Genomic DNA, 21,887 nt, shown 5'->3' with positions numbered 1-21,887 from the left:
CATGCTCTGGCCCTTGCTTGCCACCGCCCTAATCGCCCCGGTCGGCCTGGCGGACCCGATCGCCGCCGCGCAGCAGCAGTTCGAACAACTCGACAGCTACCGGGTCACCGTCCGCTCGAGCGCACCGCACACCCAGCCGCAAGTCGTCCGTTACGCCTACCGCAAACCAGGTTTCGTACGCATGGAGTTCGTCACGCCGCATCCCGGGGCACTGATGATCTACAACCCGCACAGCAACAAGGTCCGGGTCTGGCCCTTCGGCCAACCTGGCTTCGCGCTGGCGCTGGCGCCCAATAACCCGTTGATCCGTGGCCCGCATGGGCACCGTATCGACCGCTCCCATGTCGGAATGCTGTTGCAAGCGGTGCACGCCCTGCAGGGCGGCGGCGAAACGACGTCACTCGGCAAGGGCGCCATCGGCCGCTGGCCCGTTCAGGGATGGAGCATCACCGGCGCCCCCGGCAACACGGTGGCCGGGGTGCATCGTTTCCAGCTCTGGCTGACGCAAGACACGCTGTTTCCGGTCAAGGTGGTCAGTTTCGGTCTTGACGGCGAGGTGCAGGAAACCGTGCTGATGGACGACGTGGAAATCGACGTGCCGCTCTCCGCGGATTTTTTCCAACCCTGAACCGTCAAACACAGGAAAAGCGAACAGCCATGGCGGAATACCGCTTCTCCACCCTATGGTACCTGGAGGCTCCCGTGGAGGCGGTATGGGACGCCATCTACCACTCGCGCCGCTGGCCCAGCTGGTGGCGTGGCGTGGAACAGGTGCTGGACCTGGAAGCCGGCGACGACGATGGCCTCGGTGCGGTACAGCGCTATACCTGGAAGAGCGTGCTGCCATACCGCTTGACCTTCGACATGCGCGTCACCCGCATCGAACCGCTGGTTTGCCTGGAAGGCACGGCGAGCGGCGAACTCGAAGGACATGGCCGCTGGAGTTTCAGAAAAGAAGGTGTGATCACCGTGGTCTGCTACGACTGGCAGGTGCGCACCACCAAACGCTGGATGAATCTGCTGGCCCCGGTCGCCCAGCCGCTCTTCCAGTGGAATCACGACGCCGTGATGAATGCCGGCGGACAGGGCTTGGCCCGTCTGCTCGATACCCGGCTGATAGCCATGACCCATCGACACCCGGCAGGGTAACGATGGCTTGAGCGGGCGGCCACGACATTGCCCGCACCCGAGCCCGGCCGAAGCCCGACTCACCTTGCATGCCCTGGAGGCCCGCCATGCCCCAACGCATCCGACGTTTTATGACCCAGTGCCTGGTCCTGGTTTTTGCTGCTGCCATGGGCCTGGCGACCGCCCCGACCGCCGTCGCCCAGGACGCCGAGTATACCCAAGCAGAGCTCGACCAGATGCTTGCGCCGATCGCCCTCTACCCCGACTCGCTGCTGTCACAAGTGCTGATGGCGTCGACCTACCCGCTCGAAGTGGTCGAGGCGGCCCGTTGGTCGCGCAACCATCCCAAGCTGAAGGGCGACGAGGCCGTGCGAGCGGCCAACCGGCAAGACTGGGACCCCAGCGTGGTATCGCTGGTCGCCTTTCCCCAGGTGCTGCAGATGATGGATGATCACCTGGAATGGACCCAAGAACTCGGCGACGCCTTCCTGGCCCAGGAGGACCAGGTCATGGACACGGTACAGCGCCTGCGTGACAAGGCCTGGGACCAAGGCTATCTGCGCTCCAACCGCTATGTCCGCGTCGCCAGCCGCGAGCCGGTTATCGTGCTCGAACCGGTCGACCCGCTGGTCGTCTACGTGCCCTACTACGACCCGCTGGTGGTATACGGCCCGTGGTGGTGGCCGGACTACCCGCCCTACTACTGGACCTGGCCGGGCTACTACGTCGGCCCGAGCGTGGGCATCTATTGGGGTGTTGGCTTCACGCTGAGCGTGGGTTTCTTCTTCGGCAACTTCGACTGGCCGCATCACCACGTCACCATCGTCAACATCAACAACTTTTACGTCCAGCCGCGCATCGTGCAGCGCGAGTGGATCGGCCGCAAAGGGCCGTTCCGCTGGGAACATGATCCGGAGCACCGCGGTAACGTCCCCTATCATGGATTCATCCCGCGTGACATCGAGCGGACGACACCGGCCAAGCGCCTGCCACCACTGCTTACCCAGCCGGGTTTGGAGAATAAGCCGTTGCCTTCGATCATCAACCCCGCCCGCCGTCCCGAAATCGAGCGTCGCCACGACCAGCGACCTGATTGGTCACGTGGCGGCCAGGAGCAGCGTGGCAAGGGTTTTTCCCCGCCCGGCCGCCTGGGTAACCAGGGTGAGCGCAAGATCGACATCCCGCGTACCCCGCGCCCGCAGGAGCAACCTTTCATGATCCGCCCCGAACAGGGCCGGCCGCAACAGCCTGATATTGGCAACGCCGAGCGTCGAGGAGGTGATAACCGTCGCTTCGAACGGCGCCAACAGGACATCAACACCCCACGCGCACCGCGTCCGCAGGAAATGCCTACCATCATCCGCCCCGAGCAGGCTCGGCCAAATCAGCCGGATCGCGGCAATGCCGAGCGTCAGGGAGGCGACAACCGTCGCTTCGAGCGGCGCCAACCCGGAGCCGAGACGCCGCGCGTGCCACGTTCAACGGAGATGCCCACCATTATCCGGCCGGAACCACCCCGGCCCCGTCAGCCGGACGTCGGCGTCCCAGAACGGCGCAGAGAGGCCCCACAAATCGAGCGGCGCCAGTTCGAGCGCCCCAATCCCGCCCCTTCCGCCCGCCCCTCGTTCGCTCCTCGCTCCGAGGAACCGCGCCGCGGCGGCCAGGTTCCACCCCGCCAGATCATCAACCAAGGCAACCCAGGCGGCGGGCAGGATCATTAAGAACAACAGCTCGGATGCGCCATGGCATGGCGCATCCGAGCTGTGCGGGAGGTCTGGCCTGAAACGCCCCCCCGACGGGCGTCAGAGCAAGACGCTCAGTCCCTGGTAGCCGACATACAAACCGACCAGCACGATCAGTGCACCGGAAAAATACGGCGCCTTGCGGGCGAACTCGCCAAATCCGCTCCAACTGCGCGAGACGTGCTTCACGCTCAGCGCAGCCAGCGCGCCCGATGCCACCATCGTCAGCGCCAGACCGACGCTGAAGCACAGCACCAGCGTGGCACCGAGGGCGATTTTTTTCAGCTGCAGACACAACAACAGCACCGTGATCGACGCCGGGCACGGAATCAACCCGCCGGTCAGGCCGAACAGGATGATCTGGCTGGTGGTCACCTCCCGGTTGGCAAAGCGGCGGCGGATGTCGTTGGCGTGGGCCAGTTCGTGCGGGTCCTGGTACCCCGGCGCGGACAAATCCAGCCCCTCGTAATCCTTGATCGAGTGATGATGGTCCGGCTCGACAAACTCCACGTCGTAGTCGTGGCGGTGCTGATCGTGCCCCAGGCTCAGCCTGGCAACGAACTCGTGCGGCTCCGGAATGGTCTCCACCGATTCCACAAAATCATCGCGCTGCACGAAGGTGAAACCCTGGCGGCTGCCGTCGGCCCGCTCCGTCTCGATCCGCACCTGATCCGCCGGCCAGCGGTGGCCGTGTTTGCTCGCGTGGTGCAGACGAAAACGCGGCGGCACGCCCTGTTCGAACACTTCCAGCCGGACGACGCCGTGGCCGGTATCGATCAGCTTGGCCTCGTCATGGTGATGGTGATGATGATGGTCATGATCGTGCGCCAGCTGCTGATGGCGCCAGGTGCGCCAGATCATCCACGCCGCCACGCCGATGATGAGTACCGCGGAGGCCACCTGAAAATAGGGTTCCGTCGCCTCCGCACTCCAGTTGCGGCCGAAATACAAGCCGGCCATCGCCACCGCCCACACCACCGCCGTGTGCGACACCGTCGCCGACAGGCCCAGCAACACCGCCTGCGTCAGGGTGCCCCGAATGGCAACGATGAACGCCGCCATCATGGTCTTGGAATGCCCCGGCTCCAGGCCGTGCAGCGCCCCCAGCAGGATGGCACTCGGGACGAATAACCAGGCATTGCCTTGCTGCAACAGGGTCGAAAACTCGGGCATGGCGCACTTTCGCTACGTGAGATCAGATCGCCGCATTATACTACCCCCCAGTATATGCATGTTACCCTTCCATCCATTTTTCAGACATGGGGTAAAGCGGACATGGCACACACCGTGAGAGACAAGGCCAAACTGCTGGCCCGAGTCAGGCGGATACAGGGGCAGACGGCCGGATTGGAAAGACTGCTGGACAGTGAAACGGATTGCACCGCCGTGCTCCAGCAGATCGCCGCCATCCGCGGCGCGGTGAACGGGCTGATGGCCGCCGTGATCGAAGGCCATCTGACCGATCATGTCGTCAAGGAGCCCGAGCAGGCGCAACGGCAGCGCGACCTGGATGCCGTGCTCCAGGTCATCAAGTCGTACCTGAAATAGACCCGCCGCGGCGCAGCGGGCCCAGCCGGCCAGGACATCCTGGCCGCACGCTCACTCAGTGTGGGAAATAGGCGGCAACCAGCAAGGCAAAGACACCATACAGCGAGCTCACGCCGAGCAGCACCCGGCCATCGACCGCGCCGCGGCGGAAGATGCGCCATAGGAAGAGAATCGCCAGGGCCGTGATGACGCCGGACGCCAGCAGCGTGCCATCGAACTGCCAAGGCGTGAAGAAGATGCCCAGCGCGCTGGGGATGGTGGCCTGGATCATCATGGCACCGGAGATGTTCGCCAGCGCCAGCCGTTCCTTGCCCTGCCGCACCCAGATCAGGGCATTCATCGTTTCAGGCAGCTCGGTCGCCACCGGGCTCAACAGCAGCGCCACCAGGTGCGGCGACCAGTGCAAGCCAGTGCCGATCGCCTCAAGCTGGCCGACAAAGACATGCGACGCCACGCCGATCGCCACCAGCGCCAGCGCGACCTGCAAACCCGCCCACGCCAGCGAGGGTTCGGCCATGTTGGGGCGGATTTTCAGCGGCTCCAGCTCCTCTTCCTCCGGCGCGGTATCGCTGTCGCGGATTTCCCGCCAAACGTAGACGCCATACGCCATCAGGAACAGCACCCCCAGCCACGGCTTGATGGCAAAGGCCACCAGGCCCAGCGTCACCTTGACCGCAAACACGGCGAGGAAGGCGGCCTGGTCCCGACTCAGGCGGACATGATCCACGCGGACCTCGTGCGTTTCACGCGCCAGACGTCGACGGTTCAGCATCAAGGCAAAGCCGACCACGGCGTAGGCCAAGGTTGCCAGAACCAGCGGGCCACCCATCGCGGCCCCCACGCCGAGGTCTTTCTGGGCGGGGGTGTTGCCGAATACCACGGCGGTGAAGGTCACGGCGCTTTCCGGGAGGGCGGTACCGAAGGCGGCCAGCACCGACCCGACGGCCGTCGCCCCCAGATTCAGACGACGACCAAGCCATTCCACGCCATTGACGAAGAATTCACAGGACCAGTAAATGGCCCCGGCAGAAAGAAAAAACAGGGTGAAAGCGAGAAGCATGAGCGTAATCCGGCCGGGCGAGCAAGAAACCGATGGCGCAACGATACGCCTCGCCCGGCCTGGGTGAGCGCATCGCGGCCAAAGGTCTCGCCTGGCTCTCTCTGCTGGTGCAGAGGCTGTTCACGCCATGAGGCCATGGCCTCAAGTTTGTTGACGTGAACTCCTTAGCAAAGGGCTAAGGATGGCTACTCCCCAATGACAACATCGCCATTCTAACAGCCCTCACGCCACCTGTCTCCATGAGCCCCCACGCTTTCCGCATTCGGCGTCATTACCCCGACAAAAAAGAATGCACTGCCTGGCGCTGGGAATCCGTGACGACCAACATCGGCGGCCGATGCCTCGGCCAAGGCGACGGCCGCCGCCCGGCAATGCCGATATAAACGACCTAGCACCTGCCTCATCGCGACGAGCTGACTCGCGCAGTCGCTGTCGCCCTGCGGGAAGCGCTAGCGGCCAGACAGCAGCAGCCAACAACCGCTTAGCCGGTGACCGAGACCACACCGTGCCGCCTGGAGGCATCACGATGTCGGTTTTAGGACGGATTACCGCGCGCTCGTCCGCCACCATGAACGTCATATCGATCGATGATCTTCACCGTGCGGATCGCTGGCCGGAGTGTTGGCTTCCGGCCAACGGCGACTCCGGCACCGGCATTGTTTCAAGGAAAGGACGACTGCATGAGCACACGCTACGCCGGCCACTCGCTGGCCGAGATCAAAGAGGCGGCGACGACATCCGCTGACAACGGCACTCCCGTCCCGACCAACCCCGCCATGCTGTTGGCCCTGATCAGCCGAATCGAGGAGCTGGAGCGCACCCACGACACCGTCCGGCTGGCCGGCTTCAAGGCGGCCCAGGAAATGGCGGCCCGACAGTGCGACACGTTGGCCGAAGAATTCTACAGCGCCGCTGCCATCCGCTGCGCCAGCAGCGTCCGCGCCATGCAGCCACCCGACCCCTGGGATGCGATCACCAGCGAGGCGTCCGGCAGACACCCCCTCCGCCCCATCGAGGCGGAATGGCCCCACCCCGATGGCTTCCCTGCCATCGCCGGCATGCCCTGAGTCTTGATTACGACTCGACACCCCTTCCCGACACCGGCCTGGAGCCGGCGTTTTCATGGCCACAGTTCCCTCTTGGTCGTCCTTTGGATAACGAGGACTCCTCGGCGCTCGCCAGCACTCGCAAGATCGACGAGCGCGACGTGCCGACCATGTCAGGCAGTCGCAGGTCACGGTCTTGCGGACGTCGCGTTTACAGGCAATTCCATGTCGAAAACAGGCAGTTGCCGGCATGACATTGAACCTATGATGACGGACCTTTCATCTGATTGTTTGGAGCCGACATGTCCGATTTCATCACCGTTCTGCGCGAAACCTGCCCGACCCCGGTCGTTGACGCCACCAAGTGGAAGCGCATCGGCGGCGACCCGCACACCGTGAACCTCAACGCCTACCTGTCCAAGGACGGCAGCAAGATCATGGGCACCTGGATCTGCACCCCGGGCAAGTTCGAGGTGAACTACGAAAAATGGGAGTACTGCCACTTCCTCGACGGTTACTGCATCATCACGCCGGAAGGCGAGCAGCCGGTGCATCTGAAGGCCGGCGATGTGTTCGTGATCGAACCCGGCATGAAGGGCACCTGGGAAGTGGTGGAAACCGTACGCAAGTACTTTGTCTTCGCCTGAGTCTTCAGGACGTTACGTTGGGCCGAGCCAGGCAAAGCCCAACGGCTTCCCCCTGCCAGGGAGGGGCATGCTCTGCAACCACATGGCTGGCTCCGACCACCCTGTGGTTGCCGCCCTCCTACCTCGCTCGCTTCAACACAACCTCGGCAATGCCATCGCCTGTCGACGCAAGGGTTCGCCACGTAAGTTCATCCCCAGTCACCGTGAACGGTCGTTTCTGCTCAGTTCCGTTCCAGTTGGGAAACGTACTGGTTTCAATGTGGAACGTGATGGTCCTGTTCGCCTCGTCGACGGTGTATCTGCCGAAGTGAGCGATCGACCCTTGCACAACGGCCTTGTCCTCCTCCGGAGTGCCCTCCATCCGATTGCTGGAGGCGAATTTGGCCTGTCCAGCCCGCACAGTCATCAAGATATAGCGACCATTGCCATCAAAGTTCGCCTGGCCTTGTGGATTAGGACCGAAAAGGGGTATTCGCGTCCCGTCGGGGCGGATAAGGTCGACAGAGACATACGACCAGGTTCCGACGAGCTGGTCCTTCAGGGCAGGTTGCGCGATTGCCGTGCTCCCGGGTAATGCCATGCCAAGAAGGAACAACGCCCTGGCGGCCCGCAGGCGCATGCCGAATCGGTACATGATACTTCTCCTCAAAGGCCCCATAGGCCCTCTCCAGATGGCGCTTTTTCTTGGTTCGGGGGCCATTCCCAGCGGCACGTGGCGGTGAACCTGCCCTGGTGGTCTGATAGCGATGGCTACGTTAACCATAGCCAAAACACCTCGGCGACGACAGGGACAGGCGGTCAGAGGGGGATGCCCGCGGGTGGGGTCCGGCAATGCAGTGAGGGGGCAAAGGGCGTGCGCAGTGGAGTGTAGCAACCGGCCCGGCCGACACGGTTGAGCAGGGACGTTTTCCTGCACTGGTTACAGGCGACGCACGGCACTGCGCCGCGCAGCGGGCCTACGGAAGGCATCGGTTCCGGCCTCGATCGCCATCCCGATGTAATGGTGCCGCTGACACGGATACTGGCTAGCGTGTTCATTACCTGCCGCCCGTCCTCACGCACACCATTGGCCCGATAGGCATAGTAATTTTGCCGGTGATATGATGTACGAGTTGTCAGCCTTGCTGCCTTGCGGCGGCAAACCAGTGCTCCCCGGCGGCCATGTCAACTGGGCGGCTGATCCATCGCTATCGGCTCAGGCGCCGCCGACACAAGGGGTATCGGATGAGCGCCTGTCATCTCCAAGGCCAGCCTTTAACCGATTGAGATTACTTATGAATTACAAAAAACTCACGGCAATGTGCGTTACCCTTTTGGGGCTCAGCGCTCCATCTTTCGGCTGTACGTTCACCTGGCACCACTATGGCCCGGACCAGGTTAACGATCTCATAAAGGCCAAAATCGGCTCCGCCGTGTCAGATGAGTACTGCAAAAAGTACAACGCCAAATACGAAATCGTTGTCATGTCAGATACGTACGTGAATTCTCAAAGAGCCTTGGCGCACGTCTCGGTCGGTTTGCGCAAACGTGGCTCAAACATTTTCCCCTCGAACCGATTCAGCGCCTACAAATTCGAGGATGGCGATTTCGTGATTGGCAAAGGCTACTCATTGGCCTCGGCTCTCGCCATCGACACGGTCATGGACGTCATGTCAGACCTCAAGTCGTACACCAACTAAACCAGCCGGTTTCACCCACCCCAGCCAACGCCCTCGTACGAGGGCGTTTTCTGTTGGCGCCGTTAAACGGGCAGGCAGCTCGCGGCAACGGCTGTCGCAGAAAAAGCTCGGGAGCAAGCACGGCCTGAAGAAGACAAAAAAACGGCCCAAGATCGATAAGAACGAGTGCCCTATCCCGATCAAGATCGGCGCGGCATCACGCTGACGGAGAGCGAAACCGACGAGCAGATGACGAGCCGGCTAAAACAAGCATCATGATATTCGGCATGTTATCCTGTGTGCTGTTCCGCAGCATTCCGCTCAATATCGCTGCAGCACAGGGTAAAATACTGGACAAGATTCGATGTTTGCGGCACTTGAAGCCGCGCAGAATAAGGCTTTGAGTACCATCATGTTACTGATGATCGACAACTATGACAGCTTCACCTACAACCTGGTGCAGTACTTTGGTGAGCTGAAACAGGATGTGCGGGTGTTCCGCAATGACGAGATCACGCTGCAGCAAATTGAAGAACTGGCGCCGAAATATCTGGTGGTTTCCCCTGGCCCCTGCACGCCGAACGAAGCCGGCGTATCCGTCCCCGCCATCAAGCACTTTGCCGGCAAGCTGCCCATCCTTGGCGTTTGCCTCGGACACCAAAGCATCGGCCAGGCCTTCGGCGGCAACATCATCCACGCCAAGCAACTGATGCACGGCAAGGTATCCCCGGTCACTCACCTGGACAAAGGCGTGTTCCGCGGCCTTCCCTCTCCTGTAACCTGCACCCGCTATCATTCGCTGGTGATCGAGCGCGAAACGCTGCCGGATTGCCTGGAAATCACGGCCTGGACCGACGACGGCGAGATCATGGGCGTACGCCACAAGACACTGCCGATCGAGGGCGTGCAGTTCCATCCGGAATCCATCCTGACCCAGCACGGCCACCAGATGCTCGACAACTTCCTCAAGGAGTTTGCCTGATGATTACCCCGCAGGCCGCGCTGAACCGTCTGATCGACGGCAATGAACTGTTCTACGACGAAATGCTCGATCTGATGCGCCAGATCATGCGCGGCGAAGTCTCGCCGGCGCAGCTGGCTGCCATTCTGGTCGGCCTGCGCGTCAAGGTGGAAAGCGTGCTGGAAATCGCCGCCGCCGCCACCGTGATGCGCGAATTCGCCACCCACGTCCCGGTGATGCATCGCGAGCATCTGGTCGACACCTGCGGCACCGGCGGTGACAAATCGCACACCTTCAACATCTCCACCACCTCGGCTTTTGTCGCCGCCGCCGCCGGCGCGCGCGTGGCCAAGCACGGCGGCCGCTCGGTGTCGTCGAGCTCCGGCAGCGCCGACGTGCTGGAAGCGCTGGGAGTGAATCTGGCGCTGACGGCGGAGCAAGTAGGCCGCTGCATCGACGAGATTGGCGTCGGCTTCATGTTCGCTCCCAACCACCACAGCGCGATGAAGTACGTGGCGCCGGTGCGCAAGGAACTGGGAGTACGCACCATCTTCAACATCCTGGGTCCGCTGACCAATCCGGCGGGTGCTGACAACCAGCTGATGGGCGTGTTCCATCCCGACCTGGTCGGCATCCAGGCGCGCGTACTCAAGCAACTCGGCAGCCGCCACGTGATGATCGTACACGGCAGCGACGGGCTGGATGAAATTACCCTGTCCGGCACCACCATGGTGGCGGAACTGAAAGATGGCGACATCAGCGAATACCAGCTCAACCCGCGCGATTTCGGTCTGGAATTGAGCGAACTCAAATCCCTGCGCGCCGAATCGGCGCAAGCTTCCAAAGACATGCTGCTAGCCGTGCTGGATGGCCAGCCCGGCCCGGCACGCGACATCGTGCTGTTGAACGCCGGCGCCGCCATCTACACCGCCGACGTGACTGGCACTCTGGCCGATGGCATCGCTTTCGCACGCGAAAAGATCGACAGCGGCGCCGCGCGCGCCAAGCTCGACCAACTGGTGACACTCAGCCAGTCCTTCGCAGCCTGAAACACTTGGCGGCCGGCTAGCCCGGCGGCCACCTCACCCTCTTCTGTCTTCCCGGGAACAAAAAAAGCTCATGAGCGCACCGTCCAAAGACATTTTCAAGGCTTACGATATCCGCGGTATCGTCGGCAAGACCCTGACCACCCAAACGGCCTACCAGATCGGCCGCGCCATCGGCTCCGAGGCACGTGCACGCAAGGTCAAGGCTATCGTGGTCGGCCGTGACGGCCGCCTGTCCGGCCCCGATCTGTGCGAGTCGCTGGCTGAAGGCATCGTCAGTTCCGGTATCGACGTTATCGATGTCGGCCGCGTCGCCACGCCGATGCTGTACTTCGCCGCCTACGAGCTGGGCACGCTGTCCGGCGTCATGGTCACTGGCAGCCATAACCCGCCGGATTACAACGGCTTCAAGATGATGCTGGCCGGCGACACCCTGTCCGGGCCGGATATCCAGGCCCTGTATCAGCGTATCGTCGACGAGGATTTCAGCGAAGGCAACGGCCAGTACCGCACGCACGACATCGTCGAGGCCTACCTCGAGCGCATCACCGGCGACATCAAGCTGGAACGCCCGCTGAGCATCGTGGTCGATTGCGGCAACGGCGTGCCGGGTGCCTTCGCGCCGGTACTGTACCGCCGCCTCGGCTGCCGCGTGCGCCAGCTGTTCTGTGACGTCGACGGCACCTTCCCCAACCATCACCCGGATCCGGCCAAGCCGGAAAACCTGCAGGACGTGATCGAAGCGCTGGCCAAGACCGACGCCGAAATCGGCCTCGCCTTCGACGGCGACGGCGACCGCCTCGGCGTGGTCACCAAGGAAGGCAACATCATCTGGCCTGATCGCCAGCTGATGCTGTTCGCAGCCGACGTGCTAGAGCGCAACCCGGGCGCCAAGGTGATCTACGACGTCAAGTCCACCCGCCTGCTCGGGCCGTGGATTCGTGACAACGGCGGCGAGCCGGTCATGGCGCGCACAGGCCACAGCTTCATCAAGGCCAAGATCAAGGAAACCGGCGCCCTGCTGGCCGGCGAGATGAGCGGTCACGTGTTCTTCAAGGAACGCTGGTACGGCTTCGATGACGGCATGTATGCCGGCGCCCGCCTGCTGGAAGTGCTGTCGCGCGTCGAAGACCCGAACGCGCTGCTGAACGCCCTGCCCAACGCCGTCTCCACGCCGGAACTCAACCTCAAGATGGAGCACGAAGGCGAGAACCACGCGCTGATCGAAAAGCTGCAGCAGACTGCGCGCTTCGACAACGCCGAATCGGTCATCACCATCGACGGCCTGCGCGTGGAATACGCCGACGGCTTCGGCCTGATGCGCGCCTCCAATACCACCCCGGTGATCGTATTGCGCTTCGAAGCCGATGATGAAGCGGCGCTGGAGCGTATCAAGAACGATTTCCGCCAGGTATTGAGCAAGGCCACGTCGGCCCCGCTGCCGTTCTGAAAGCTTGTAAATAAATCTGCTGCGTGCCCCCATCCCGGCCCTGTGATGCTCGCCGTGCCACTTGTACGGCTGTGCTTCTCGCACCGGCCTTAGGGCGCGGCGATGACCGCAGGGAATCCCTGTGGGACGATTTCTTTTACAAGCTTTGAGCCACCATATCGGACATTACAATTCCAGGGACAGGCACTGCCTGTCCCTCGCCTTTGAAAGGACCCGCATGTACGCCCAAGCTGCTACCGTCATGACCACGGTGCGTGACCTGCTGCGTTTCGCTGTTTCCCGCTTCAACGATGCCGGCCTGAGCTACGGCCACGGCACCGACAATGCTTACGACGAAGCCGCCTACCTGGTGCTCTCCACGCTCAAGCTGCCACTGGATCAACTCGAGCCGTTCCTTGACGCCAAATTGCTGCCGACCGAAATCCAGGACGTGATCGACATCATCGAGCGCCGCGCCGAAGAACGCATCCCGGCCGCCTACCTCACCCACGAGGCTTGGCAGGGCGAATTCAGCTTCTACGTCGACGAGCGCGTGATCGTACCGCGCTCCTTCATCTTCGAACTGCTGGGCGAGCAACTGGCGCCGTGGATCGAACACCCGGAGCTGGTCCACCGCGCGCTCGACCTCTGCACCGGGTCGGGCTGTTTGGCGATCCAGCTGGCGCACCACTACCCCGACGCCGAGATTGACGCCGTCGACATCTCTCTCGATGCGCTGGAAGTGGCCTCGATCAACGTGCAGCGCTATGACCTGGAAGACCGTATCCAGCTGATCCACACCGATCTGTTCCAGGGGCTGGAAGAAAAGTACGACCTGATCATCTCCAACCCGCCCTACGTGGACGAGGAATCGGTCGACGAACTGCCGCCGGAATACCTGCACGAACCGGAACTGGCGCTGGGCTCGGGCCGCGACGGCCTGGACGCCACGCGCGAAATCCTGCGCCGCGCACCGGAGTTCCTCAGCGAGCACGGCGTGCTGCTGGTCGAAATCGGCCACAACCGCGACGTGCTGGAGGCGGCCTTCCCGCAGCTGCCGTTCATGTGGATGGAAACCAGCGGCGGCGACGGCTTCGTGTTCCTACTGACCCACGACGATCTGGTCAACAACCCGATCTGACCCACCTAAAAACGCTTCGGCCAACCTCCACAGGTTGGCCGAAGCGTTTTTTCATGACGGGATCACAGCGCTCCCGGCGAGCTCATGACACCGACTCGGCAGACAAAATCCCTCTGCGTGTAACGCACCACAAAGCCGCCACGCCGTCCCAGTTCGCATTACAGATACTGCAGACCGTGCTGCTGGATCAGCGAGGCTGCCGTCATCACCATCAAGATCCCGACCATCACGTCCAGCACACGCCAGCTGCGTTCCTGCCGGAACAGTGGCGCCAACTTCATGCTGAACACGCCGATGGCCACGAACCACAGCACCGACGCCGTGGAACTGCCCGCCAGGAACGACAGCCTGGCTTCCGTGCCGTACGCCGCCGACAAGCTGCCGATCAGGATCACGGTGTCGAGCCAGACGTAGGGGTTGAGCAGCGTAACCGCCAGCAGTGTACGGATCACCTCGCCGCGATCGCGCACGCTGCCGCCTTCCGTTCTCAAGGTAGCCGGCTTGCAGGCCGAGTGGAACGCCTTGATGCCGAGCCATAGGATAAACACCGCTCCGGTCCAGGTCACCAGAGGCAGAAACCCGGGAATCGACAGCACCATGCTACCCATGCCGAACACCCCGGCAGCGATCAGCAACAAGTCGCAGACGATGCAGATCAAGATGATCGGCAAGACATGGCTGTGGCCGATGCCCTGCCGGATGACAAAGGCGTTCTGCGGGCCGATGCCGACGATCTGGCTGAGTGACAAGGAGAAGGCAGCGAGGGCAACCTGTGTGTTGAACATGGCAAGCTCCGGAATTCGAATGTTGCCGACAGCTTAGCCCCGCGCCAAAAATAAATAAAACTACTAAATATTATGATGTATAAGAAATATTAATATTCGCACCAGCCTGCTGTCGCAAGGCCCATTCGATCAGCACCTCCGCCGGTACCGGCCGGGAAATCGCGTAGCCCTGACCCACGGTACACCCCAGTTCCAGCAGCCGCAGCCAGATGGCCTTGCTCTCCACCCCCTCCACCACCAGCTGACGTCCCGTGTAGCGGGCGAAGGCCACCATGCTGTGGATGATCGCCTCGTTGCCCGGCGCCTCCAGCAGCACCCGCACAAAGCTCTGATCCATCTTGATGGTGTCGAACGGCAACTGCTGCAGGTGCACCAACGAGGACGCTCCAGTGCCGAAGTCATCCAGCGCTATCGAGATGCCGAGCCGGCGGCAGCGCTCCAGCTTGTGCACCACCTGCTCCGCTTCTTTTTGCGACACGCTCTCCAGCACTTCCAGTTCGAGCAGGCCGGCAGCGTCGGGGAAGCTCGCCAGCAGCAGCTCAATGCCGGGCAGGAAGCCCTCCTGCTTCAACGTCATCGCGGACAGGTTGACGCTGACCTTGATGACGTGGCCACGCGCCTTCCAGGCGGTAATCTGCTTCAGGCTCTGACGCAGCACCCACCAATCCAGCTCGCGCATGAGGTCGGTGTGCTCGATCGCCGGAAAGAACTCGCCGGGCGACACGAACTGATCCTGCCGCTTCCAGCGCACCAGCGCCTCCACCCCTTGCAATACCTCGCTGCGCAGATCGATCTTGGGCTGATAAAACAGCTCCAGTGCATTGTTCGCCAGGGCCTCGGCAAACGCGGCGCGAAGGCTGTGGATGCGCTGGATTTCCTCGTCCATGCGCTGGTCGTAGTGGCGGTACTGGTTGCCCCCGGACTCCTTGGCGCGGGCCAGCGCAACCTCGGCACGCCGCAGCAGCGTCGCCGCATCGCTGTCGGCATGACTCACCACCACCCCGCAGCTGGAACGCACGTCGACCCACTGGCCAAGGCACTCTGCCGGCTCTCGCATCACCTGCAGCAGACGATCCAGCAGGCTCTCCAGCCGGTCGTTGAAGCCGCTGGTGATGACAAAACGCGCGGCACCGACACGGCCGACGCGCCCGGTATCGCCCAGGCACTGCTCGATGCGCCGGGCCGCCTCGCACAGCACCAGGTCGCCGCCTTCATGCCCCAGACGGGCGTTGATCTGGTGGAAGCTGTCGATGGCCAAGGCAATCACCACCACCGGTTCAGCACCCTCCCCCTGCTCGATGCGCCCCTGTATCAACGCCTGCATGTTCTGGCGGTTGGGCAGGCCTGTCAGAGGGTCGTGGTCCGACAGATAACGAATCTGCGCCTCGGCGCGCGAGCTGCGATCGAGCGCATCCAGGCGCTCCAGCGCGTGGCCGATCTCGCTCGCCATGGTCTGTACCAGCGCCACCTTGTCGAGATCGAAAAAATCCGCCAGCCGCGAATGCAGCGTCAGCGTCCCGACCACCTTGCCTTCCATGAACAGCGGCACCGCCAGCAGGCTTTTGATGCCTTCACGCTCGAACAAGGCGCGCCAGGGAGCCATCATCGGCTCGGCCTCGCAGCAGTTGACCACTTGTGGCGTCATGGTGAGCACCGCCTGACCGGTCGGACCCCTACTGTAGGGGTTGGACGGGTCGAGCGATAACGCCCGTGACAACTGATGGATGAAATCGGTGGATTCCGGTCCGGCGAAGACCTTGTATTCGAGGTGGTTGGTGGCGGTATCGATCCAGCTGATGCCGGCGTAGGTCGCCCCGCCTTTTTCCACGCAGGTGGAGCAAATGGCGTGAAACAGTTCGTCGCGGCTACGCGAGTGGATCAAGGCCAGGCTCACCCCGCTCAAGGTGGCGTACATGCGAGACATGTCGAGCATGTGGCGGTGCTGCAGTTGGGTTTCGGCCGAAATCGACTGCTGAAAACCCTGCAGCTGCAGCAGCATGTCGAGCAGGATGCGCTTGCGGATAGCCCGGGTCAGTGGCCGCCGCACCTCGTCTGGGTAGTGCGCGTCGTTGAGTCGGCTCAGCATGTGCGACAGATAACGCTCGTACGCCCCCGCCACCCATACCATGCTGACGCCGATACGGTGGTGCATCTGGCCCAGCGCGATCACCTTCTCCGCCTGCACTGCGCTCAGCGGCTGCGACACCACGCCCTCGAAGTAATCCATCTGCTGGCTGATCAGACGGTCCAGCCCCTCACCGCTCATGGCAGGCAACAAGGCCGACGTTTCCGGATTCTTCAGCAGGTACCAGTAAAACTCCTTACCCAGTACCTCGCGGCCCAGCAACAGCTTGTCTTGATGACGTCGTAAGGTCTCGCCGTCTTCCTCTCGAAAGCCAAGCAATCGGCTGAGTGAATGCAATGGCTCGTCGCCATGGCTTGTCTGCATAGTCTCCCCTGTCTCCCAACCTTGGCCGAAGCAGGTCGTATATCTTATTATGCTTTTTTCATGAGTTCGCCACGGTCTTTGCCGTGTGGGCTAGAGCCTAGCAGATTTGCCAAGACCCTACCATTAACATAACTTTGCCCGGCACCCGCCAGGCCACCGGACACACGACACATGCTCGACCCCAAGCTGCTGCAGGCCCTCGCTGCCGTCGTCGAAAACGGCGGCTTCGATAAAGCCGCCAAGGCGCTGTTCCTGACCCAGTCGGCCGTGTCCCAACGCATCAAGCAACTGGAAGAGCGCCTGGGCCAGCCGGTGGTGACACGCACCACGCCAGTCGATGCCACGCCGCACGGACGCCACCTGATCCAGCACTTCCGCCAGCTCACGCTGATGGAAGCCGAGCTGATGGAAACGTTGCAGGCAGGCGACGGCCATGCCGGCTTCTCGACGCTGGCGGTGGCGGTGAACGCCGACAGCCTCGCCACCTGGTTTCTCGACGCGGCACGACCGGCACTGGAAGCGACGCGTCTTCTGCTCGACATCCGCGTCGACGATCAGGAGCACACCCACGAGCTGCTGCGCGGCGGCCACGTCAGCGGCTGCGTCAGCAGCCGCAGCCAGACCATTCAGGGCGGAGAAAGCCATTATCTGGGGTCGATGCGCTACCTCTGCCTGGCGGCGCCGCACTTCGTCGAGCGCTATTTTGCCGACGGTGTCAGCCACGCCGCGTTGAGTGCGGCGCCGGCGCTGCTGTTCGACCGCAAGGACAGCCTGCACCAGGCATTCCTGCAGCAGCAACTGGCGTTTACCCTCGACTTCCCGGCGCTCACCCTTCCTTCGGTGCAAGGCTTTCTCGATTACACGCTGGCCGGCATCGCCTACGGCCTGATTCCGGAAGGCATGGCAGAGGCGGCACTGGACGACGGACGGCTGATCGATCTGGCACCCGGCAGGCACCTCGACGTGCCGCTCTACTGGCACCACTGGCAAATGGAAGTCGCACTGGCGCGGCAACTGACCGCCACCATCATCGAACAGGGCCGGCGCGTTCTGCGCCAGCGCCCGGACAACCTCCCCACGTAGGGCGGAAGCCTGGGCAAGCCGGGGCGTTCCGCCACAAGCCCAGCCATTAAGCCAGGCCACTGCAAGCCGGAAGCGGCGGAACCCGGCCCTGCCGGTTCCGCCCTACCCCCTGCCCAATCCGCGCATAAAAAAACGGACGCCGAAGCGTCCGTTCTTTATTGCCAGCGAGGAAAGGCTCAACCCACCCACTTGCGTGCCGAAGCGAACATGCGGAACCAGGCGCCGTTCTCGCCCCAGTCGGCAGGATGCCACGAGTTCAGTACGGTACGGAACACGCGCTCCGGGTGCGGCATCATGATGGTGAAGCGGCCGTCGGCGGTCGTCACACCAGTGATACCCGCCGGCGAACCGTTCGGGTTCAGCGGATAGGTCTCGGTCGGCTGGCCGGCGAAGTCGACGTAGCGCAGCGCCGTGATCACCTGCTCCTGATGGCCCGGCACGAACACCGCGCGGCCTTCGCCGTGGCTCACCACCACCGGCAGCTGGCTGCCCGCCATGTCGGCCAGGAAGATCGACGGTGAAGCCGGCACCTCGACCATGGCGAAGCGCGCCTCGAACTGCTCGGAAGCGTTGCGGTGGAACTTCGGCCAATGCTGCGCGCCCGGAATGATGCCGGACAGGTTCGACATCATCTGGCAGCCGTTGCACACGCCCAGCGCGAAGGTGTCGCCGCGTTGGAAGAAACCTTCGAACTCGTCACGAGCACGGCCGTTGAACAGGATGCTCTTGGCCCAGCCCTCGCCGGCACCCAGCACGTCGCCGTAGCTGAAGCCGCCGCAGGCGGCCAGGCCCTTGAAGTCGGCCAGCGACACACGGCCGCCGATGACATCGCTCATGTGCACGTCGACCGCATCGAAGCCGGCACGGGTGAACGCCGCCGCCATTTCGATCTGGCCGTTGACGCCCTGCTCGCGCAGGATGGCGATGCGCGGACGCGCACCGGTGGCGATGAACGGCGCAGCCGGGTCGGCGTTGACGTCGAACGACAGCTTGGCGAACAGGCCGCCCGAAGCGGTGTTATCGAGCTGGGCGTACTCGCTATCGGCGCAGGCCGGGTTGTCACGCAGGCGCTGCAGGCGGTAGCTGGTTTCCGACCAGGCGCGCTGCAGGTCGAGGCGGCTCTCATCGAGCAAGGTCTCATTCTGCTGCTGGATCACCAGGCGCTCATCGCCGTTCACCGAACCCAGCACAAACAGTGCGCGTTCCAGGCCCGCCTTGACGAAGCGGGAGATCACCTCGGCGGTGTTGGCCTTGGCCACCTGGATCACGGCGCCCAGTTCCTCGTTGAACAACACACGCATCACGCGGCCATGAGCGGCCGCTTCCGGCGTCGGCGGCACGAAATCGTCCAGATAGGCCTGGGTATTCTTGCGCTCGATCACCAATTCCTGCAGGTCGACGGTCACGCCGACGCGACCAGCGAACATCATCTCGGCCAGCGTGGCGAACAGGCCGCCGTCGGCACGATCGTGGTAGGCCAAGACCAGTTGGTCGGCCAGCAGCGACTGCATGGTGTTGAAGAAGCCCTGCAGCTCGGCCGGGCTCTCCACGTCCGGCGCCTTGCCATCCATCGCCTTCCACACCTGCGCCAGCGCCGAGCCGCCCAGACGGCAACGGCCATGGCCCAGGTCGATCAGGATCAGGTCGGTAGCAGCGTCGTTCTTCAGTTCCGGCGTCACGGTCTTGCGCACGTCGTCCACCGGGGAGAACGCCGAAACGATCAGCGACAGCGGGGCGGTCACTGCCTTCTTCTCGCCCTGCTCTTCCCACACCGTCTTCATCGACAGCGAATCCTTGCCCACCGGCACGCTCACACCGATCTGCTGACATAGGTCGGACAACGCTTCCACGGTCTGGTACAGCTTGGCATCCTCGCCCGGGTGGCCGGCAGCGGCCATCCAGTTGGCGGACAACTTGACGTTGCCGAGGTCGCCGACGTTGGCCGAAGCCAGGTTGGTCAGCGCCTCGCCCACCGCCATGCGGCCGGAGGCCGGAGCCGAGAACAGCGCCAGCGGCGTGCGCTCGCCCATCGCCATGGCCTCACCGCGATAGGTGTTGAACCCCATGGTAGTGACGGCCACGTCCGCCACCGGCACCTGCCAGCGGCCCACCATCTGATCGCGCGCGGTCATGCCGCCCACGGTACGGTCGCCGATGGTGATCAGGAACGACTTGTCGGCCACCGACGGCAGGCTCAGCACACGATAGGCGGATTCGCGCAGATCGAACGCCGAAGCGTTGAACAGGCGTGGAGTCACGTCCACGCTCTTCACATCGCGGGTCATGCGCGGCGGCTTGCCCAGCAGCACGTTCAGCGGCATGTCGACCGGCTTGTTATCGAAGATGTCGTCGCGCACCTGCAGGTGACCATCATCGGTCGCCACGCCCAGCACTGCGAACGGACAGCGCTCGCGTTCGCAGATGGCGGTGAAGGTGTCGAGATCCTGCGGCAGGATGGCCAGCACGTAGCGCTCTTGCGACTCGTTCGACCAGATCTGCATCGGCGTCATGCCCTTCTCTTCGAGGTGCACCTTGCGCAGCTCGAAGATGGCACCACGGCCGGCATCGTTCACCAGCTCAGGGAAAGCGTTGGACAAACCACCGGCGCCGACGTCGTGAATCGACACGATCGGGTTCTTGTCACCGCGCTGCCAGCAGCGGTCGATGACTTCCTGGCAGCGACGCTCGATTTCCGGGTTGCCACGCTGTACCGAATCGAAATCCAGGTTTTCGCTATTGGCGCCGGTATCCATCGAGGAAGCCGCACCGCCACCCAGACCGATCAGCAGGCTCGGGCCACCCAGCTGGATCAGCAGAGCGCCTTCCGGAATGATGTTCTTGCGGATCTGCTGATGCTGGATGTTACCGAGGCCGCCGGCAATCATGATCGGCTTGTGATAGCCGCGCATCTCGCCTTCGAACATCTCTTCGAAGGTACGGAAGTAGCCGGTCAGATTCGGGCGGCCGAATTCGTTGTTGAAGGCGGCGCCGCCAATCGGGCCGTCCAGCATGATCTGCAGTGCCGAGGCGATACGACCCGGACGGCCATACTCGGCCTGCCCCTCGCTGAACGTCTCCCACGGCTGCTTGAAACCAGGGATGTTCAGGTTGGATACGGTGAAACCAGTCAGGCCCGCCTTCGGACGCGAACCACGGCCGGTGGCACCTTCATCGCGGATTTCACCGCCGTTGCCGGTCGAGGCGCCGGGGAACGGCGAGATGGCGGTCGGGTGGTTGTGCGTTTCCACCTTCATCAGGATGTGAGTCTGTTCCGAACGGAAGGCGTACTGGTGGCCCTCCGGATTCGGATAGAGGCGCTCAATCTCGGCGCCTTCGATCACCGAGGCGTTGTCGTTGTACGCCACCAGCGTGCCCTGCGGGTGCGCCTCGTGGGTGTCGCGGATCATACGGAACAGCGACTTCTGCTTTTCTTCGCCGTCGACGATGAACTGCGCGTTGAATATCTTGTGACGGCAGTGCTCGGAGTTCGCCTGGGCGAACATCATCAACTCGACGTCGGTCGGGTTGCGGCCCATGCGGGTGAAATTCTCGACCAGATAGTCGATCTCGTCCGGCGACAGCGCCAGGCCGAGGTCGCCGTTAGCCGCCACCAGGGCATCCCGGCCACCTCCGAGAATGTCCACCGTAGTCAGCGGCTGCGGATCGATATGGGTAAACAGGCGGCCGGCCTCGTCGAGCGAGGACAACACGGTTTCGGTCATGCGGTCATGCAAGAGACCGATCAATACGCGGCGCTGCTCATCGGACAGCGCAGCGGCGGTCTGCACATGGAAGGCCGTGCCGCGCTCGATGCGCTGGATGCCTTCCAGCCCGCAATGCTGGGCAATATCGGTAGCCTTCGAGGCCCACGGCGACAGCGTTCCCAAGCGCGGGGTGACAAGGAACAATTCGCCCGAGGGAGCGGCAGCGAGCGGCGGCTCGCCATAGGTCAGCAGCTTGGCCAGAACCGATTGCTCTTCTTCGGAGAGCGCCCGATCGCTTTCCACAAAATGCCAAAACTCGGCATTGAGCGTGAGCGAAGGCAAACCAGCCTCGCGCGCAGCGGTCAGGAGTTTGTCCAAACGGAACTGGGACAGGGCAACACCGCCCCGCAGCTTGAGAATGTGCGACATTCAACACCCGCGACAATTATCAGGAAAGCGC

General features: G+C 63.0%; 18 protein-coding genes and 1 riboswitch. Of the genes, 12 read left to right on the top strand and 6 right to left on the bottom strand.

The genetic code is table 11. The features are described from left to right. The first annotated feature begins 1 nt into the window (after position 1). From B9N72_RS10020 to B9N72_RS10010, 3 genes are all read left to right on the top strand, one after another. On the top strand, positions 2-628 hold the full coding sequence (locus tag B9N72_RS10020; RefSeq protein ID WP_085276260.1) for a LolA family protein: 627 nt from the start codon (positions 2-4) through the stop codon (positions 626-628). Between the two features lie 29 nt (positions 629-657). Further along, positions 658-1,149, top strand: coding sequence for an SRPBCC family protein (locus B9N72_RS10015; protein WP_085276259.1), 492 nt, complete (start codon positions 658-660; stop codon positions 1,147-1,149). 86 nt (positions 1,150-1,235) lie between these two features. Beyond that, positions 1,236-2,849, top strand: coding sequence for a DUF3300 domain-containing protein (locus B9N72_RS10010; RefSeq protein ID WP_085276258.1), 1,614 nt, complete (start codon positions 1,236-1,238; stop codon positions 2,847-2,849). Between the two features lie 81 nt (positions 2,850-2,930). Here B9N72_RS10010 and B9N72_RS10005 read toward each other — a convergent pair whose 3' ends face one another. Then, a complete protein-coding gene (locus B9N72_RS10005) occupies positions 2,931-4,043 on the bottom strand; it encodes a nickel/cobalt efflux protein RcnA (protein ID WP_085276257.1) in 1,113 nt (370 codons plus the stop codon). Between the two features lie 102 nt (positions 4,044-4,145). Between B9N72_RS10005 and B9N72_RS10000 the strand changes: the two genes are divergently transcribed. Beyond that, complete coding sequence (locus B9N72_RS10000) at positions 4,146-4,418, top strand: metal/formaldehyde-sensitive transcriptional repressor (RefSeq protein WP_085276256.1); 273 nt, start codon at positions 4,146-4,148, stop codon at positions 4,416-4,418. A gap of 55 nt (positions 4,419-4,473) precedes the next feature. On the opposite strand, the gene B9N72_RS09995 is transcribed toward B9N72_RS10000, so the two are convergent. Next, the gene (locus B9N72_RS09995) at positions 4,474-5,478 is read right to left on the bottom strand and encodes a sodium:calcium antiporter (protein ID WP_085276255.1); all 1,005 of its coding nucleotides are present in this window, start codon (positions 5,476-5,478) and stop codon (positions 4,474-4,476) included. A 6-nt stretch (positions 5,479-5,484) separates the two neighbouring features. Next, positions 5,485-5,684: riboswitch (yybP-ykoY riboswitch) on the bottom strand. 474 nt (positions 5,685-6,158) lie between these two features. On the opposite strand from B9N72_RS09995, the gene B9N72_RS09990 reads away from it, so the two are divergent. Together B9N72_RS09990 and B9N72_RS09985 are read left to right on the top strand one after the other, a co-directional pair. Beyond that, positions 6,159-6,545: a hypothetical protein gene (locus tag B9N72_RS09990; RefSeq protein ID WP_085276254.1), complete on the top strand. Its 387-nt coding sequence runs from the start codon at positions 6,159-6,161 to the stop codon at positions 6,543-6,545. A gap of 281 nt (positions 6,546-6,826) precedes the next feature. Further along, positions 6,827-7,171, top strand: coding sequence for a cupin domain-containing protein (locus tag B9N72_RS09985; RefSeq protein WP_008954152.1), 345 nt, complete (start codon positions 6,827-6,829; stop codon positions 7,169-7,171). A gap of 118 nt (positions 7,172-7,289) precedes the next feature. On the opposite strand, the gene B9N72_RS09980 is transcribed toward B9N72_RS09985, so the two are convergent. After that, on the bottom strand, positions 7,290-7,805 hold the full coding sequence (locus tag B9N72_RS09980; RefSeq protein WP_085276253.1) for a lipocalin-like domain-containing protein: 516 nt from the start codon (positions 7,803-7,805) through the stop codon (positions 7,290-7,292). A gap of 466 nt (positions 7,806-8,271) precedes the next feature. On the opposite strand from B9N72_RS09980, the gene B9N72_RS09975 reads away from it, so the two are divergent. The 5 genes from B9N72_RS09975 (at position 8,272) to prmB (ending at position 13,406) form a co-directional block, all read left to right on the top strand. Next, positions 8,272-8,850 (top strand): hypothetical protein, encoded by a 579-nt coding sequence (locus B9N72_RS09975; protein WP_234985939.1) that lies wholly within the window; start codon positions 8,272-8,274, stop codon positions 8,848-8,850. Between the two features lie 391 nt (positions 8,851-9,241). Beyond that, positions 9,242-9,811, top strand: coding sequence for an aminodeoxychorismate/anthranilate synthase component II (locus B9N72_RS09970; RefSeq protein ID WP_085276337.1), 570 nt, complete (start codon positions 9,242-9,244; stop codon positions 9,809-9,811). Then, on the top strand, positions 9,811-10,839 hold the full coding sequence (gene trpD, locus B9N72_RS09965) for an anthranilate phosphoribosyltransferase (protein WP_085276251.1): 1,029 nt from the start codon (positions 9,811-9,813) through the stop codon (positions 10,837-10,839). The genes B9N72_RS09970 and trpD overlap by 1 nt, the downstream gene beginning before the upstream one ends. A gap of 70 nt (positions 10,840-10,909) precedes the next feature. Then, positions 10,910-12,286, top strand: a complete 1,377-nt coding sequence (locus B9N72_RS09960; protein WP_085276250.1) for a phosphomannomutase/phosphoglucomutase — start codon at positions 10,910-10,912, stop codon at positions 12,284-12,286. A gap of 217 nt (positions 12,287-12,503) precedes the next feature. Then, positions 12,504-13,406, top strand: coding sequence for a 50S ribosomal protein L3 N(5)-glutamine methyltransferase (gene prmB / locus B9N72_RS09955; protein ID WP_085276249.1), 903 nt, complete (start codon positions 12,504-12,506; stop codon positions 13,404-13,406). 158 nt (positions 13,407-13,564) lie between these two features. Here prmB and B9N72_RS09950 read toward each other — a convergent pair whose 3' ends face one another. Further along, positions 13,565-14,191: a LysE/ArgO family amino acid transporter gene (locus B9N72_RS09950; RefSeq protein WP_085276248.1), complete on the bottom strand. Its 627-nt coding sequence runs from the start codon at positions 14,189-14,191 to the stop codon at positions 13,565-13,567. A gap of 70 nt (positions 14,192-14,261) precedes the next feature. After that, the gene (locus B9N72_RS09945) at positions 14,262-16,640 is read right to left on the bottom strand and encodes an EAL domain-containing protein (protein WP_085276247.1); all 2,379 of its coding nucleotides are present in this window, start codon (positions 16,638-16,640) and stop codon (positions 14,262-14,264) included. Positions 16,641-16,811: 171 nt separating this feature from the next. Here B9N72_RS09945 and B9N72_RS09940 point away from each other — a divergent pair, with 171 nt between their 5' ends. Then, positions 16,812-17,723: a LysR family transcriptional regulator ArgP gene (locus tag B9N72_RS09940; protein ID WP_085276246.1), complete on the top strand. Its 912-nt coding sequence runs from the start codon at positions 16,812-16,814 to the stop codon at positions 17,721-17,723. A 176-nt stretch (positions 17,724-17,899) separates the two neighbouring features. Here B9N72_RS09940 and purL read toward each other — a convergent pair whose 3' ends face one another. Then, positions 17,900-21,856 carry a phosphoribosylformylglycinamidine synthase gene (gene purL, locus B9N72_RS09935; RefSeq protein WP_085276245.1) on the bottom strand — a complete coding sequence of 1,319 codons (3,957 nt, stop codon included), beginning with the start codon at positions 21,854-21,856 and terminating at the stop codon, positions 17,900-17,902. Positions 21,857-21,887 lie beyond the last annotated feature (31 nt).

Source organism: Pseudogulbenkiania subflava DSM 22618 (genome assembly GCF_900177275.1).
Lineage (GTDB): Bacteria > Pseudomonadota > Gammaproteobacteria > Burkholderiales > Chromobacteriaceae > Pseudogulbenkiania > Pseudogulbenkiania subflava.
This window is presented reverse-complemented; position numbering and strand designations above follow the sequence as displayed.

Excerpts from the sequence above, each read along its gene's own strand:
- B9N72_RS10020 (WP_085276260.1), top strand. The coding sequence starts at position 2 with ATGCTCTGGCCCTTGCTTGCCACCGCCCTAATCGCCCCGGTCGGCCTG.
- B9N72_RS10015 (WP_085276259.1), top strand. The coding sequence starts at position 658 with ATGGCGGAATACCGCTTCTCCACCCTATGGTACCTGGAGGCTCCCGTG.
- B9N72_RS10010 (WP_085276258.1), top strand. The coding sequence starts at position 1,236 with ATGCCCCAACGCATCCGACGTTTTATGACCCAGTGCCTGGTCCTGGTT.
- B9N72_RS10005 (WP_085276257.1), bottom strand. The coding sequence starts at position 4,043 with ATGCCCGAGTTTTCGACCCTGTTGCAGCAAGGCAATGCCTGGTTATTC.
- B9N72_RS10000 (WP_085276256.1), top strand. The coding sequence starts at position 4,146 with ATGGCACACACCGTGAGAGACAAGGCCAAACTGCTGGCCCGAGTCAGG.
- B9N72_RS09995 (WP_085276255.1), bottom strand. The coding sequence starts at position 5,478 with ATGCTTCTCGCTTTCACCCTGTTTTTTCTTTCTGCCGGGGCCATTTAC.
- B9N72_RS09990 (WP_085276254.1), top strand. The coding sequence starts at position 6,159 with ATGAGCACACGCTACGCCGGCCACTCGCTGGCCGAGATCAAAGAGGCG.
- B9N72_RS09985 (WP_008954152.1), top strand. The coding sequence starts at position 6,827 with ATGTCCGATTTCATCACCGTTCTGCGCGAAACCTGCCCGACCCCGGTC.
- B9N72_RS09980 (WP_085276253.1), bottom strand. The coding sequence starts at position 7,805 with ATGTACCGATTCGGCATGCGCCTGCGGGCCGCCAGGGCGTTGTTCCTT.
- B9N72_RS09975 (WP_234985939.1), top strand. The coding sequence starts at position 8,272 with ATGATGTACGAGTTGTCAGCCTTGCTGCCTTGCGGCGGCAAACCAGTG.
- B9N72_RS09970 (WP_085276337.1), top strand. The coding sequence starts at position 9,242 with ATGTTACTGATGATCGACAACTATGACAGCTTCACCTACAACCTGGTG.
- trpD (WP_085276251.1), top strand. The coding sequence starts at position 9,811 with ATGATTACCCCGCAGGCCGCGCTGAACCGTCTGATCGACGGCAATGAA.
- B9N72_RS09960 (WP_085276250.1), top strand. The coding sequence starts at position 10,910 with ATGAGCGCACCGTCCAAAGACATTTTCAAGGCTTACGATATCCGCGGT.
- prmB (WP_085276249.1), top strand. The coding sequence starts at position 12,504 with ATGTACGCCCAAGCTGCTACCGTCATGACCACGGTGCGTGACCTGCTG.
- B9N72_RS09950 (WP_085276248.1), bottom strand. The coding sequence starts at position 14,191 with ATGTTCAACACACAGGTTGCCCTCGCTGCCTTCTCCTTGTCACTCAGC.
- B9N72_RS09945 (WP_085276247.1), bottom strand. The coding sequence starts at position 16,640 with ATGCAGACAAGCCATGGCGACGAGCCATTGCATTCACTCAGCCGATTG.
- B9N72_RS09940 (WP_085276246.1), top strand. The coding sequence starts at position 16,812 with ATGCTCGACCCCAAGCTGCTGCAGGCCCTCGCTGCCGTCGTCGAAAAC.
- purL (WP_085276245.1), bottom strand. The coding sequence starts at position 21,856 with ATGTCGCACATTCTCAAGCTGCGGGGCGGTGTTGCCCTGTCCCAGTTC.